Below are 294 nucleotides of genomic sequence, written 5' to 3' on the forward strand. Positions count from 1 at the left end.
GAAACCGACATACGAGCTGACGTACCGCCGCAAGGCGGGCGCCGGTCGTGCATCGATCCCGGCGGCCGTATGGTCTTTCACCCCCGCAGTGTACGAACCGGCGTTCGGAACACCGGTACAGCGGTCGGCGCTGAGAACGATCGAGGTCGGGGCGCGAGTGCACCGGCGCGGTTCTCGTGCTCGCGGCGGGCCTTGCGCCGGGCCGGGACCGCGGGGACGTCCCGGCCGCCGTCGAGCGCCCGGCAGTTCGGTGACGCCGCGCCGGAGGTACCGGCCGCGGGCCCGGCGCGAGAC

Source organism: Streptomyces sp. 13-12-16 (genome assembly GCF_002114215.1).
Lineage (GTDB): Bacteria > Actinomycetota > Actinomycetes > Streptomycetales > Streptomycetaceae > Streptomyces.